15 protein-coding genes are annotated in these 14674 nt (G+C 36.1%); 3 read left to right on the top strand and 12 right to left on the bottom strand.

Annotated features, from left to right (window positions below):
- Window positions 1-9: 9 nt before the first annotated feature.
- The 10 genes from pstB (G6O73_RS01635) to cdaA form a co-directional block, all read right to left on the bottom strand.
- Complete coding sequence (pstB, locus tag G6O73_RS01635) at window positions 10-765, bottom strand: phosphate ABC transporter ATP-binding protein PstB (RefSeq protein WP_057886787.1); 756 nt, start codon at window positions 763-765, stop codon at window positions 10-12.
- A 12-nt stretch (window positions 766-777) separates the two neighbouring features.
- Window positions 778-1587, bottom strand: coding sequence for a phosphate ABC transporter ATP-binding protein PstB (gene pstB / locus G6O73_RS01630; RefSeq protein WP_057886786.1), 810 nt, complete (start codon window positions 1585-1587; stop codon window positions 778-780).
- Window positions 1588-1601: 14 nt separating this feature from the next.
- A complete protein-coding gene (gene pstA / locus G6O73_RS01625; protein WP_057886785.1) occupies window positions 1602-2495 on the bottom strand; it encodes a phosphate ABC transporter permease PstA in 894 nt (297 codons plus the stop codon).
- A gap of 1 nt (window position 2496) precedes the next feature.
- On the bottom strand, window positions 2497-3414 hold the full coding sequence (gene pstC, locus G6O73_RS01620) for a phosphate ABC transporter permease subunit PstC (protein WP_057886784.1): 918 nt from the start codon (window positions 3412-3414) through the stop codon (window positions 2497-2499).
- A 75-nt stretch (window positions 3415-3489) separates the two neighbouring features.
- Window positions 3490-3657: a hypothetical protein gene (locus G6O73_RS01615; RefSeq protein ID WP_157056720.1), complete on the bottom strand. Its 168-nt coding sequence runs from the start codon at window positions 3655-3657 to the stop codon at window positions 3490-3492.
- Between the two features lie 16 nt (window positions 3658-3673).
- Window positions 3674-4573 (bottom strand): phosphate ABC transporter substrate-binding protein, encoded by a 900-nt coding sequence (locus tag G6O73_RS01610; protein ID WP_057886783.1) that lies wholly within the window; start codon window positions 4571-4573, stop codon window positions 3674-3676.
- Between the two features lie 220 nt (window positions 4574-4793).
- Window positions 4794-5102, bottom strand: a complete 309-nt coding sequence (locus G6O73_RS01605) for a hypothetical protein (protein WP_057886782.1) — start codon at window positions 5100-5102, stop codon at window positions 4794-4796.
- A 720-nt stretch (window positions 5103-5822) separates the two neighbouring features.
- On the bottom strand, window positions 5823-7175 hold the full coding sequence (glmM, locus tag G6O73_RS01600; RefSeq protein WP_057886780.1) for a phosphoglucosamine mutase: 1353 nt from the start codon (window positions 7173-7175) through the stop codon (window positions 5823-5825).
- 37 nt (window positions 7176-7212) lie between these two features.
- On the bottom strand, window positions 7213-8352 hold the full coding sequence (locus G6O73_RS01595; protein WP_057886779.1) for a CdaR family protein: 1140 nt from the start codon (window positions 8350-8352) through the stop codon (window positions 7213-7215).
- Window positions 8349-9191, bottom strand: coding sequence for a diadenylate cyclase CdaA (gene cdaA, locus G6O73_RS01590; protein ID WP_057886778.1), 843 nt, complete (start codon window positions 9189-9191; stop codon window positions 8349-8351). Before cdaA ends, G6O73_RS01595 begins: the two co-directional genes overlap by 4 nt.
- 172 nt (window positions 9192-9363) lie before the next feature.
- On the opposite strand from cdaA, the gene G6O73_RS01585 reads away from it, so the two are divergent.
- Window positions 9364-10053 carry a DUF1361 domain-containing protein gene (locus G6O73_RS01585; protein ID WP_057886777.1) on the top strand — a complete coding sequence of 230 codons (690 nt, stop codon included), beginning with the start codon at window positions 9364-9366 and terminating at the stop codon, window positions 10051-10053.
- Here the strand turns inward: G6O73_RS01585 and G6O73_RS01580 are convergent.
- A complete protein-coding gene (locus G6O73_RS01580) occupies window positions 10040-12181 on the bottom strand; it encodes a cation:proton antiporter (protein WP_057886776.1) in 2142 nt (713 codons plus the stop codon). The genes G6O73_RS01585 and G6O73_RS01580 overlap by 14 nt on opposite strands.
- Before the next feature lie 82 nt (window positions 12182-12263).
- Window positions 12264-13172, bottom strand: a complete 909-nt coding sequence (gene murB, locus G6O73_RS01575) for a UDP-N-acetylmuramate dehydrogenase (protein ID WP_057886775.1) — start codon at window positions 13170-13172, stop codon at window positions 12264-12266.
- 127 nt (window positions 13173-13299) lie between these two features.
- Between murB and G6O73_RS01570 the strand changes: the two genes are divergently transcribed.
- Both G6O73_RS01570 and G6O73_RS01565 read left to right on the top strand, forming a co-directional pair.
- On the top strand, window positions 13300-14070 hold the full coding sequence (locus G6O73_RS01570) for an exodeoxyribonuclease III (RefSeq protein WP_057886774.1): 771 nt from the start codon (window positions 13300-13302) through the stop codon (window positions 14068-14070).
- Window positions 14067-14603, top strand: a complete 537-nt coding sequence (locus G6O73_RS01565; RefSeq protein WP_057886773.1) for a 3'-5' exonuclease — start codon at window positions 14067-14069, stop codon at window positions 14601-14603. The genes G6O73_RS01570 and G6O73_RS01565 overlap by 4 nt, the downstream gene beginning before the upstream one ends.
- Window positions 14604-14674: the final 71 nt, after the last annotated feature.

Genomic DNA, 14674 nt, shown 5'->3' with positions numbered 1-14674 from the left:
TATTCCCCCTTAACCAAATCGGCCACTAATATAGTCATCTGTTTCTTGTTGATGCGGCCGCATAAAAATATCTTTTGTTTTGCCAGTTTCAATCAATTCTCCATTCAAGAAAAATGAGGTTCGATCTGAAATTCTTGAAGCTTGTTGTAAATTATGGGTCACAATAATAATTGTATAGTCATCTCTAATTGTTAGTAACATATCTTCAATTAAACCACTTGAAACTGGATCTAGCGCGCTGGTTGGTTCATCTAATAAAATAACGTCCGGTTTAACAGCTAGTACCCGAGCTATACAGACTCGCTGCTGCTGCCCACCAGAAAGAGAAAGAGCACTTTTATGCAAATCATCTTTAATTTCATCCCAAACAGCCGCTTGTTTCAGACTTTGTTCAACACGCTCATCTAAAATCTGTTTATCCTTAATGCCGGCAATTCGCAAACCATAGGTTACATTGTCATAAATTGAAAAAGGAAAAGGATTAGGTTGTTGAAAAACCATCCCAACTTTTTTACGTAGCTCAACAGTATCCATCTTAGGACTGTATATATTTTTGCCATTAATTTGGATACTACCAGTCATAGTCACTCCCGGAATTAAATCATTCATTCGATTTAATGTCCGTAGATAAGTTGATTTTCCGCAACCCGATGGACCAATTAAAGCATTAATACCTTTTGCTGGAAAAGATAGATTGATTCCTTTCAACGCTTCTTTTTCACCATAGTACAAATGGACATCTTTTGTCTCAATAAATTCTGCCATCAATTGCTCCTCCTAACCAAAATTACCTGAAATATAATCGTTTGTTGCCGCAATTTTCGGCGTTGTAAATAAGTGTTTAGTTTTATCATACTCGATAATATGTCCTAAGTGAAAGAAAGCTGTGTAGTCACTAATTCTGGATGCTTGCTGCATATTGTGAGTTACAATGATTATTGTATACTTCTTTTTTAGTTCAATTAAAGTTTCTTCGATCTTACTGGTTGAAATTGGATCTAGTGCGCTCGCAGGCTCATCTAATAATAAAATATCGGGTTTCATAGCAATCGTTCGTGCAATACATAGTCGCTGTTGCTGTCCACCTGATAAGGCCAAGGCACTTTTATCCAAATCATCTTTGACTTCATCCCACAAGGCTGCATCTTTTAAACTTGACTCAACAATTTGATTTAATCGCTGTTTATCTTTGATTCCATTTTGTTTTAAAGCGAAAGTAATATTAGAACGGATTGACTTTGAAAATGGATTGGGCCGTTGAAAAACCATCCCAATATGTTTACGCATTTCATAAACATTGATTTTAGGGCTGTTAACATCCAAACCACGGTAAATAATTTTACCCTTGACTTGCGCAATATCATCGTTCATTCGGTTTAATGAACGAAGATAAGTTGATTTTCCAGAACCAGAGGCTCCAATTAAAGACGTAATTCGATACCTTTCAAATTGCAAATTACCATTAAAAATTGCCTGCTTTTTCCCATAATAAACACCTAATTCTTGCGTTTCAATCGCAATCTCGTGTTCTTGTGGCGAAAACTTTAAAATACTATTTTCGTTTAAATTATACTTTCCAACATCCATTAACTAGAGTCCTCCTATCTGGTTTTGGTCGCTGTTAATTTATGATACAATGCATTCCCTAATAACCTTGCTAATAAATTAAAGAACAAAACAGCGATAATCAAGACTGCCGAAGAACCTGCTGATACTGCATTAGCATCCGGCATAACGCCTTCAGAATTAATTTTCCAAATATGAACTGCTAATGTTTCAGCTGGTCGCATTAAATTCAGCGGGCTTGCCTGATTCAAAGGATTCCATTGTGTAAAATCAATATTAGTAGCACTTTGGCCTGCCGTGAAGATCAAAGCAGCAGCTTCACCAAAGACCCTTCCAGCTCCTAAGACAACGCCAGTAATAATTCCTGGTAAAGCCTCTGGCAAGATAATTCTGGTTACTGTGCGCCACTTAGATAAACCTAATGCCATACCAGCTTCTCGTTGCAAATCAGAAACAGCTGTTAATGATTCTTCAATATTTCTTGTTAAAAGCGGCAAGTTAAAGAATGTTAACGCAATGGCCCCAGCAATAATTGAAAAGCCCATTTTCATTTGAACTACAAACAATAAAAAACCAAATAAACCAACAACCACTGATGGTAGCGAACTTAGAACTTCAATTGACATCCTAACCGTTGCCGTCAGAAAATTCTTCGGTGCATATTCTGCTAAGAAAATCCCAGCTCCTAAAGAAATCGGGAATGAAATTATTAAAGTCAAAAATAACAAGTAAAATGAATTAAAAAGTTGTACCCCAATTCCACCACCGCTAGTAAAAGATTGTGAAGGAGCAGTTAAAAAATGCCAAGAAATATGTGGCACTCCGGCAATTAATATATCGCCTAAAAGGAACATTAAGATCAAGACAACTAATAAAGCAATAACTCTAATCGTTGTCAACGCTATCTTATTTTGGATTTTTGTTTTCATACTACATCCTTCCCTTTCGACCGATTAAGCGGACTAAAATATTGAATAGTAGTGACATCAATAATAAGACCAGAGCTAGTGACCATAAAGCATTATTACCAACTGTTCCCATTACAGTGTTGCCTATTCCCATCGTTAAAATACTGGTCAAGGTTGATGCCGATGACAGCAGGTCTTTAGGCATAACAGCTGCATTTCCTATTACCATCTGCACTGCCAACGCTTCACCAAATGCTCGCGCCATCCCGAAAATAATTGCAGTTAAAATTCCCGAGGTAGCTGAACGCAAAATAACTTTGTAAATTGTTTGCCACTTTGTTGCTCCTAAAGCTAAAGATGCCTCTTTATAAAATCGCGGCACCGAGCGTAAACTATCAACCGTCATTGAAGTAATTGTTGGTAAAACCATCACAAATAACACGAATGAACCAGATAAAATTCCATAACCTGAACCACCAAAATGATTTCGTACGAAGGGAACTATTACCGATAAGCCAATAAAGCCATAAACAACTGATGGAATTCCCACGAGTAATTCAACGACACTTTGCAGTAAACGTTCGCCGCGTTTAGAAGCTAATTCAGTCATATAAAGAGCTGTGCCGATTGCAAATGGTGTCGCGAATAAAGCTGCTAAAATCGTAACACCAAACGACCCCACAATCATTGGCAACGCACCGATTTCCGGTTGTCCTTTAGCATCAGTTGCAATCGGATTCCAAGTTTTACCAGTTAAAAATGTCCAAAGATTGCCATGATTTACCGTAAATGTTGCGATCCCTTTTGAGGCTACAAAGAAAAAAATTGATAGTACTACCAAAACAATTAATAAAATACAACTATATGATAGGATCTTGCCTATTAAATCCTGCCTAGTCTCCTTTGAATTATTCTGGATTTTGTTTTTTATTGGGTCCATAAATTTCACCTTTCTACTAAAAGTCGGGAGTAGCCAAAACAACATTCACCGCTGTTTTGTCTGCTCCCTTAAGCATTAATTCACTAATTTCCAAATCAGTAAACAAGTTATCCCGATAATCATCAGCCCACCGATAACTTCCATTAATTGTGACCAAACTAATTCAAAATGAATATATGCTATTAATGCAACGGCCGTTAAAATAAACAGCCCACTCTGTAAAATAATCAGTGCGATTGCCATTCAGCTCACCGATTTCTTATTTCGATGTCACTTTACCTGATGCATCCTTTTGAACTTGCATATTACCAATCGAAATGTAGCCTAAATCTTTAACTAAGCTCTTTTGAACTTTGCTTGAGGTCATATAGTTTAAAAAGCTCTTAGTAACTTTGTTCGGCTGTCCCTTAGTATACATATGTTCATAAGACCAAATTTTCCATTTATTATTAGTTACATTGGCATCTGTCGGTTTGACACCACCAATTGAAAGTGCTTGAACATTTGATTTAATATATGAAAAAGCTAAATAGCTAACTGCACCTGGAGTTTGGGCAACCATCTTCTGCACCGTACCATTTGAATCTTGTTCTTGCGATTTTTTAGCTGTTTGACCATTCATAACCGCACCTTCAAATGTTGCTCGAGTACCGCTACCTTCTGGCCGATTAATTAAAACAATACTCTGGTCTTTACCACCAACTTGTTTCCAGTTAGTAATCTTGCCAGTGAAAATTTCACGTAATTGTGTCATGGTGACATTTTTAACGCCTGCTTGTTTATTAACAACCGGTGCCATCCCCACAACTGCAACTTTATGATCTACTAATTGTTTAGACTTGATACCACTTTGCTGTTCAGCAAAAATATCAGAATTGCCAACTGTGACAGCCCCAGACTGAACTTGACTAAGACCGGTCCCAGATCCCCCACCTTGAACAGTAATATTTACTTTGGAATTATCAGCTTGATAGTTTTCCGCAGCCTTTTCAACTAACGGCTGTAAGGCAGTTGAACCGACAATCGTAATTTTACCGGACACTGCTGTACTAGATGTTGCTTTCGATGACGAATTTGAACTTGAACTTGATTTGCCGCATCCAACTAAAAGTGCTGATGTTGCAAGAATAATCGTGGCCATTTTGGTGAGATTTTTCATAAGTTTCTTCTTCCTTTCCTTGTTACATGTTAATTTTATTATTTGAATGTAAAGAACAAATACTCGTTTTTGTAACGTTTATGTAAATAATAAAAAAGGCTGCAGCAAAATGCTTTTTGCCCAGCCTACTCATAATTTTATAAATAATTTATTTTAAACTTCATTACTAAATTGTTCTCGTTAAAATCTATAACCACATTTTTTTATTTGATTGATCCGTTTAAGCAATATGGTTTTCCTGTAAAATTTGTTCCGCAACTTTTTCCATTTCGGGTGTTCGCTGCCACCGTTCAAAGTGATCAAGATTTTCTGTTGGCATCGAAAAATTTTCATTAATAAATTTTTCATAAATTAAAACACTAGTTGAACGAGGAATATTCAATTGCAAAATTCTTACGCTCTTAATGTATCCACGTTGAGCCGCTAATTCGGCCCGTCCATTTTGAACCATATTAGAGATTTCAAAGTAACTAGTACCGTCGTTTAAAATAATTTCTTCAATTAATGTTAATTCTTCATGATTTTTCATTGTCTTATCTCCTCTGCAATCTCTTCTCTGATAAATTATAAGAAAACTCCCCAGGAACGTCAATCTTTTAAACAAAGCAAAACCACCGCTGATTAGGCGGTGGTCGGCATAAGAGAGAAAGAGAATTGATTAGAAGGTAAATAAATTATTACCTTATAACTGCATCATAACCTTTTTTGGAAACGCTGTCAATAAAAGTTTGCAAAATTACTGATTTTTTTTTTAATTTAAGCTAAGATAACGTTAAAGAATCTTAGTTGGGAGTGCTGATTTTGATTAATAGTAAACAGTTGAAAATAAGCTTTTGGTTAGCTATCATTATAGTTCTTGTCAAAATAATAAAAGTCCTTTATTTTAAAACTGCTTGGGCAACTTCACTTTTTCAAAGCAGTTTTCTAATGTTACAAACGGGTAACTGGCTGCTTTTATTAGTTCTCTTGTTGTGGTATTTAATATTTTTAACACTAATTTTTTATTTAATTTTCAGAATTATCAATTTTCTCATTCGAAAAATTCGAATTGCTTGGCTACATGACTAAAGATTTTCAAACATTATCTTTTTTCCCTATCCATCCAAGATAATTTCCAGAAAATTTGATCAAATTGGTAAAATATCTTTTTCTTTGGTTGATTGCCAACTGCGCCCTAAAAAAAGAGGAAGCTAATAAAAAATTAGCTTCCTCTTTGGCATTCTGTGACTCACACCTGTAAATTAACTGATTACTTGCCTACTTGCTCCTTAACGACTTCTGCAATTTCTGTTACATATTCATGAACCTGTTCTTTAGTTTGAGCTTCTGCCATTACCCGCAACAAACTCTCCGTTCCACTTGGGCGAACGAGGACCCGTCCCTCAGAACCCATCTTGTCTTCAACTTTTTCAATTGCTGCTTTAATTACTACGTTTTCAGCTGCTGCTTTTTTATCAGTTACAGGAATGTTTACCAATTCTTGCGGATAGCTAGTAACCTCAGCTGCTAATTCAGACAACTTTTTCCCAGTTTTCTTAACAACGTTCATTAACTGAATTGCCGTCAGCATACCATCACCAGTAGTGTTAAAGTCCAAGAAAACAACATGGCCCGACTGTTCTCCACCTAGGTTGTACCCATTCTTTAACATTTCTTCAACAACATACCGATCGCCGACTTTAGTTTTAACTGATTTCAGATTTTTCGCAGCCATGGCTTTATAAAGTCCTAAGTTACTCATCACAGTCGTAACTATTGTATCCTTTTTTAATCGGCCACGTTCGCTTAAATACTTACCACAAATATACATAATTTTATCGCCATCAATGATGTTCCCTAATTCATCAACTGCAATACAGCGATCTCCATCACCATCAAAAGCTACTCCCATTTGCAATTTTTGTTCAACTACAAATTTGGCTAAGTTTTCAGGATGAGTTGAACCAACCTGTTTATTAATATTAAGTCCATCGGGTTTAGTAGCAATTGTATCAAAATCAGCACCTAAATCAGCAAATAAACGCGATACAATTCCACTGGTTGCTCCATTTGCTCCATCAATTCCAACATGAAGACCACTTAAATCATCGGGAATTGTTTGTTCTAGGAATTGTGTATACTTCAAAATCCCCTCATGATAATCATTGACAGTGCCTAGTCCCTCAGCTGAAGGACGGGGTAATTGGTCAGCAGTTGATTCGAGAAGAACTTCAATCTCAGCTTCTTTTTCATCAGACAGCTTGTAGCCATCTCCACCAAAAAATTTAATTCCATTATCTTGAACTGGATTATGTGAGGCTGAAATCATTACACCAGCATCTGCAGCCTGTGCTCGAACTAAATAAGCGACTCCTGGGGTTGTAATTACACCTAATGAAAAGACTTCAATACCCACTGATAACAAACCAGCAATTAAAGCTTGCTCAAGCATTTGACCTGAAATCCGCGTATCACGAGCAACTAAAACCTTCGGCGATTTAGTTTCATCTTTGGCGTGTTTAGTTAAAACATAACCGCCACAACGACCTAAACGAAAAGCTAATTCTGGAGTCAAACCTTGATTAGCTACTCCGCGAACTCCATCTGTACCAAAATATTTCATTTTTTTATTTCCTCATTTCTATCTATTAATTCTTTAATTAATCTTCTTTACTACTTGTTTCTGATGTCACTGATCGGTCACTACTGCTATTCGAATTACTTGTTGATGTACTCGTTGTTAAGGAGCTTGAAGTATCAGAGCCAGCTGTTGCTGAATCGCTTTGAGTCTCTGTCGAAGAGGACGAATCAGCATTTGAAGTTGCTTTTCCATTAGAGACCGAACTTGGTGTAATTGTGACGGTAACTTGATTAGGATTAACACTTGAAACACCATTAGTTGGCGCCGTAACTTTAATTGTTTTAGTCGTTTCACTCGATATTCCAGTCACAGGTACCGAGACAGTTAACTGTGATAGTTTATCGAGCGCTTTTTTAGTTCCTTCGAGCGTAACTTCCTTGGTTTTACTGCTAAAGTTATAGTTTTGTTCACTTGAACCACCGCTTGCTACAAAATTCAGAGGAACTTTTTTAGTTGAGGTGGAACTATAAATCGGCAACCTCACCCTTACAGTTTCTGGACTAATTACCACGTTTAGAATTTTACCGCTATTATCAACAGCTTGCAACATGACTTGACGAACTAAAGTTTCATCAGTGCCTTGCGGAATGGCTAGTGAGGCCTCTACTCGATCGATTTTATTAATATCACTTTTAGCACCCGTAACGGAAACTATTTGTGGGCTAGTCGAGCTATCACCTACTTGATAGCCATTAGCTAATTGATTAGTATTATAAACAACTTGAACCGGGAAACTCGCTGTTTTTCTTAGACTGATTTTAACTTTGACAGTGGCTGGTGAAATTTTGTAGCTTAAATTACGACTTAGCCCAGCTTCTTGCAATTTTACCCGATGTGTCCCTGGTTTTAATTTGCTCAAGTCTGCATATACACTAAAATTACGCGTATTAGTAGTTGCCGTAACCATTGAACTTGCTCCACTGATTTTTATGTTGACCTTTTCTGGATATCCGGTAACAAAATATTTATCACTATTGATGTTTAGACTTAAAGGCATTTTCAATGTCGTTGAACGCTCAGACAGCATGGAATCACTATTGTTATTTGACGAGCTGCTGTTAAGTCCTAACGAATTAACATAACTAAATAATAAAACTGCAAAAACCAAAGACAACAAGCGATAAAACCATTTATTATCAAAAAAATGATTTAATTTCATTGATGCTTGCCCCCCTTAAAAATTTCTGCAAAAAAATTGGCAATTGGCGAATTGTGTGTTTCTTCAGGAGTGCTAATTAATTCTTTCTTCAGCAATTTCAGATAATCTTCTTGCGTCAAATCGCGAATTAACTCATTATTTTTGGTAATGGTTACTCCTCCAGTTTCTTCCGAAACAACAATTGTCAATGCATCAGTAACTTCGCTAATTCCTACTGCGGCTCGATGCCTTGTACCTAACTCTTTAGGGATTAAATTGCTCTCTGACAATGGTAGGTAGGCGGCGGCAACGGCAATTTTATTATTACGAACGATAACTGCTCCATCATGCAGTGGTGTATTAGGAATAAAGATATTAATTAACAATGCCCCTGTTATCTCAGCATCTAACTTGATACCCGTTTCAATATAGTCTTCCAAGCCAGTTTTCATTTGAATCGTAATTAACGCTCCAATTCGTCGCTTAGACATGTATTGCACTGCCTGATCTAAAGCATTAATCATTTTCAATTGTTTTTCATTTTGTTGCTTATTATGCAAGAAAATGGAACCACGGCCTAAATGTTCTAACCCACGACGAATTTCAGGCTGGAAAATTACAATAATTGCAATTAGCCCCCAATTGATCACCTGATCAGTAATCCATGAAACTGTTTTTAGACCTAAATACAAACTAACTACTTTGATTATAACTATTACAACAACACCTTTAAAAAGTTGAACCGCTTTAGTGCCCCGTAGCAGCATCATCAATTTGTAAATCACAAACCAAACTGCTAAAATGTCAATTAAATTAATTGCATTTTGCCAAATAAATAAATTCTCAAAGTCAATGGTCAATTGGCTACCCCCTTATAACAAACAGATTAATTATATCACGGTGTAAGTTTTTTCACTTGAATTACTAATAATTAATTTTTCTTGAAATCTTATAAAAAGCAGTCAACAACACCCACATCTCATTGTAAATTTGGTAAAATTGATTAAATACGTAAAAATTCAGGTGAACTTTATGGCTGCAAAAAATCGCTGGTTCGTTCGTCTCGCTTTTTGGCTATTCATGTTATATATCTATTTAACAGTTTATTCTCGGGGCGGCACTTATAGTTTTTTATTACTAAACACTTTTTTAGGTTACTTGCCAATCGAGCTTTCATTCCATTTGAAATATCAACAAAACAAATTCGTCTTTGGGCTTATATTTATACTCTGGTTACTTTTTTATCCTAATGCCCCTTACGTTTTAACTGACTTGTTTCATCTGGCAAAGCTCGATCCATACAATAGTGCCACGGGATTAATGGAATTTAATCTTCACTTATGGTTGAACTTTTCTAACTTAGTTGCGAGTGCACTTGCTTGTTCACTAGTTGGCATCTGGAGTGTCGAATATGTTACTGATCAATTGTTAATTAAACTACAACGCTTTTCACGCAAATGGCAATTTTTAACAATTAGCATCTTACTACTTCTGTCTTCTGTAGGAATATATATTGGTCGTTTCTTGCGCTTACATACAGCCTACCTTTTTCTCGATCCAAATTGGGTGCTACAGCAATTAGTTGATATGTGGAGCCCACGAATGTTAATATTTGTTGGTTTTATGTTCATCATTCAATTAATTATGTGGATTGTAATTTTCATTTCTCGTCTTTCACTGCAAAACACTGAAAAAATGCTAACCTCAGTTAAACCGAACTAACTCGTAGTAATAAATTTTCTTCGTGATTAATGTATTGTCGTAAAGCAACTGCAGCACGACGGTCCAAATATCCTTGCTCAATTAAATATTGCAATGATATGCGTTGAACACTTATTGAACGCAAATGTAAATTCCGCAATTGTTGCTGATAAACAGCTGGATCCAATTGGTTTCCCTGCTGTTTTTTTTGTTTTTCGATCAACGACCGATAACGAATAATCAAATGATAAATAGCCTCTCGATTAAATGCCTGTTCATTAACATCTGGTTTACGTAAATACTCAGATAATGTTTTGATAGCAGCCTTAGCTAGCGCCCGCTCAGCTAATCGAACTTCCACCATATATTTTTCATCCTGAGGTGTTCCCCAACGAATCAAAAAATGACGATAAATTTTTCGACCGCTTAGTCGTAAATTAAGTGCTAAGCCAAATTGTGGTAAAGTGGTCCCGCGATTAATTCCTTTAAGTTGTTTAGCCAAGGCCTTTTTATAACGCAAATAAACTTTTTCTCTAATTTGATTTGTCTGATACAAACGTTGCAGTTCGCGCAACTCTCCTTTGATGGCGACTCGATTAAGATCAAGTTCGTCTTGGACAATTCCTGAATCTCCAACAGCTTGTTCTTCTACAATTTCTAACCGTTTAATCAAGTATTGGTATTCCAATATCAGTTGATAGACTGCTAGTTGATTATGCTGCCGACGTTGCTCTTCTAAAGAACGGACTGCATTTTTCAGTAAATATAATTTTGCTTGGTTCAAAGTTAAAAGATTTTCCACTACTGTTTCATTTTTATCGGTCTTGTCTGTTGAATCGTCATCCTCTTCTTCGATTAATAATGATTTATTAGCATCTAAGTCAGCATTCGCTCCACGCGTTTGAATTGCTAAAGATTTTCCCGCAAATAATGGTAAAGCAATTATTGCCATGACCATGCTTAAAATAATTACACCTGCCGCTATAAACAACACTAAGGAACGTTCAGGAAAGGCTGACCCATCAGCAATTTGAACTGGAATAGTCAATGCTCCAGCCATGGTAATTGCTCCACGAACCCCAGAAAGTCCGGAAATAAGCGCAATTCGGAGTCTAAATCTCCAGGACTCATGCTGTTGATCAAATAACTGATAAATAAACGTCCAAGCAACTCGAATCAGCAATAAAATTAACCAGACACCCCCAACCAACCAAAAAGCCCGTAAGGTATCGACCTGATCACTTTGAATAGCTCCTTGCATGGCAACTGGCAATTCGACACCTAAAATTGTAAACATAGTTCCATTCAATAAATAAACAATAATGTCCCAAGTTCTTTCAGTAACTAAATTAATTTCTGGTTGGACACTGACAAAATTGTTTCTTTGACTAGCAAAGAAAACACCAGCTACCACAACTGCTATGACTCCAGAAGCATGTAAATACTTTTCAGTAATTAAATAAATAATAAAGGGAACCGCTACTTGCAAAACAGTATTAAAAACAACATCATTAAAGCCCTTGACCACCAACCACTCAATTGCTAAAATAACTATTCCAATTAATATAAGACCTGCAATCGAACCCATAATAGCAACATAAAAGAAATCACCAACCGCATGAGTTAATGAGAAGTATCCAGTTACAGCTACTGCCAATGCATATTTAAATCCAATTAGACCGCTAGCGTCATTAATCAAGCTTTCACCACTAACCAAATGCAAAATATTATCTGGTAATTTCACCTGTTTAGAAATTGAATGTACTGCCACTGGATCAGTTGGAGCTAAAACCGCAGCTAAGGCAATTCCAACTGGCAATGGCAATTTAGGAATTAATAACGTAATTAGAAATCCGCCAATCAACATTGTCAAAAATACCAATAAAATTGCATTATTAAATATCGCACCTTTTAACTTCCATAATTCTTTTCGCGGAAAACGTCGACCATCATTATATAGCAAAGGCGCAATAAACAGCAGTAAGAACCAACTCGCATCCAAATCAATTTTTAAATTAAAAATAAGAGTTGCCAGTGTTCCTAAAAAAATCTGAACTAAGCTAACTGGTAACCACTGAAAATAATGGTTAACTAAATTGGAAAACAATACAATCAAAATTAAGCCTAAAACCGTCTCGACAATTGCCATCTTTTCACCCCTTAACTCTATTATGACAAAAAAATTGCTTAAAAAAAAGCAGTCCGCCTATTTTAATTAGGCAGATTACTTTTTAAGCATCTCGACCAATGATTCGAACTTCTGTTTCTAGCTTAACCTGAAATTTTTTCAAAATAGTTTGTTGAACATGTTGAATAACTGTCAGGTAATCGCCTGCTGTTGCTTGACCCAAATTAACAATAAACCCTGCATGTTTAAGTGAGATTTGAGCATCCCCGACTCGAAAGCCTTGCAAACCTGCATCTTGAATTAGTTTCCCAGTATAGTGTCCTTGCGGGCGCTTAAATACGCTGCCACAAGAAGGATATTCCAAGGGCTGTTTAGCTGCTCGACGAAAGTTTAGATCATTCATTTTTTCATGAATTAATTGTTGATTGCCACTCTCCAAATTAAAAGTTGCCTCGAGTACTAAATCACCTTCAGTTTGAATTCTACTATGTCGATAGTTGAAATTTAAATCCTGCTTAGTATATTTTTTTAATTGTCCCTGCCTATCAATGACAGTTACTGATTCAACTACTTGACTGATTTCCCCACCATAGGCACCAGCGTTCATAAAGATTGCACCACCAACACTTCCAGGAATTCCAGCTGCAAATTCAAGTCCTGTTAACCCTCTTTGATAGGCCATCTCTGTTACATCAATCAATGACGCTCCAGCTTCAGCCGTTATTTTATTTGTCTGACAATTAATTTGTTTCATGTTACGCAAAATAATCACCAAACCCTCAATCCCGCCATCCTTAACAATCAAATTGCTAGCATTTCCTAAGATTGTTATTGGAAGTTGCAATTTGTTCGCCTGCTCAACTAATTCTATCGCTTGTTGGCTATTAGCAGGAAAAGCTAATAAATCTGCCGGCCCGCCAGTACGAGTATTGCTATATTTTGATAGTGGTTCACCTTGCAATAGTAATATTTGTGGTAATTTTTCCATTAATTGTAAAACTTTTTTGTTCATTTTTATTCCTCACTCAAATCAAGATTCAAAACTAATTTTAGCATTTTTTTAAGTTAGCAACGCTAGTTTTTTTAAAACTTACTGCTAAAATCAATTTTAGATGATTTAGGAAGGGTGTTAAAGTCAAATGAAATTTATTTCATGGAATGTTAATGGTTTACGTGCCATCTTAAAAAAGGATTTTTCTACAACTTTCAATCAATTAGACGCTGATTTTTTCTGCCTACAAGAAATAAAATTGCAGCAAGACCAAATCGACCTAAACTTTCCTGGATATACCGCCTATTGGAATTATGCTGAACGAAAAGGCTATTCTGGAACAGCAATCTTTGCAAAACTCCCAGCTTCCTCAGTAAGATATGGCATAGGTATTGACGAATTCGATCACGAAGGACGGGTCATCACACTCGAATACCCCAATTTTTTCTTAGTTACTTGTTATACACCTAACTCCCAACAAAAATTAAAACGTTTAAATTTTCGAATGAGCTGGGAAAAGGCTTTTCGTAAATTTTTACAAGATTTGGATCAGATAAAACCAGTCATTTTGTGTGGAGATTTAAATGTTGCGCATCAAGAAATTGATCTAAAAAACTGGAAAACTAATCGCCATAATGCCGGCTTTAGTGATGAAGAACGTTCCGCTATGACAAATCTATTAGGAAATGGTTTCATTGACACTTTTCGTGAATTACATCCAGAAACAACTGGTGTCTACTCTTGGTGGAGCTATCGTTTTCATGCGCGTGAAAATAATGCTGGATGGCGAATCGATTATTTTATCACTTCAAAACGATTGAAACCCCAAATTAAAACTGCTGAAATTTTAACTGACATCTTAGGATCCGACCATTGCCCAGTTGAATTAATTTTACTAGATGAAAAGGAGAAAAAATGAATTTCACTGCTATTGATTTTGAAACAGCTAATGGTCATCGCGATAGCGCCTGTTCCTTAGCAATTACTGTTGTAAAAAATAATCAAATTGTCGATCAATTATACTCGTTATTAAATCCACAAACTTACTTCGATCGCAGAAATGTCAGCATTCATGGAATCCATGAAAGTGATGTCCAAGATGCACCAACAATTGCCGATTTATGGCCACATATTTCCAATTTGTTTCAACCTGATAAATTAATTGTTGCCCATAATGCTCGTTTTGATTGCAGTGTTTTACAGAATTCGCTTAGCGCCTTCAGTCTTTCGCCAGAATCTTTTGCAGTTTTAGACACTTTACAATCAAGCCGTCGTTTATTAAAAGGCTTTGAAAATTATCGCTTAAATACAGTTTGCAAAAATCTCAATATTCAATTACTCCATCATCATAATGCTTTAGCTGACAGTATTGCCTGTGCCAAGATTGCACTTTGGCAAGAAAACAGGTTTGGTCAAGATGCACTTTTACCATTTATAAAACAGTCAAATTAATAAATGATTTCGAAAAAAAACAAACTCATGAATTGGGATGTTAGTCCTCTTCATAGGTTTGTCTTTTATTC

The sequence above is a fragment of the Liquorilactobacillus nagelii DSM 13675 genome (assembly GCF_019444005.1).
In the GTDB taxonomy this organism is placed as follows: Bacteria; Bacillota; Bacilli; order Lactobacillales; family Lactobacillaceae; genus Liquorilactobacillus; species Liquorilactobacillus nagelii.
This window is presented reverse-complemented; position numbering and strand designations above follow the sequence as displayed.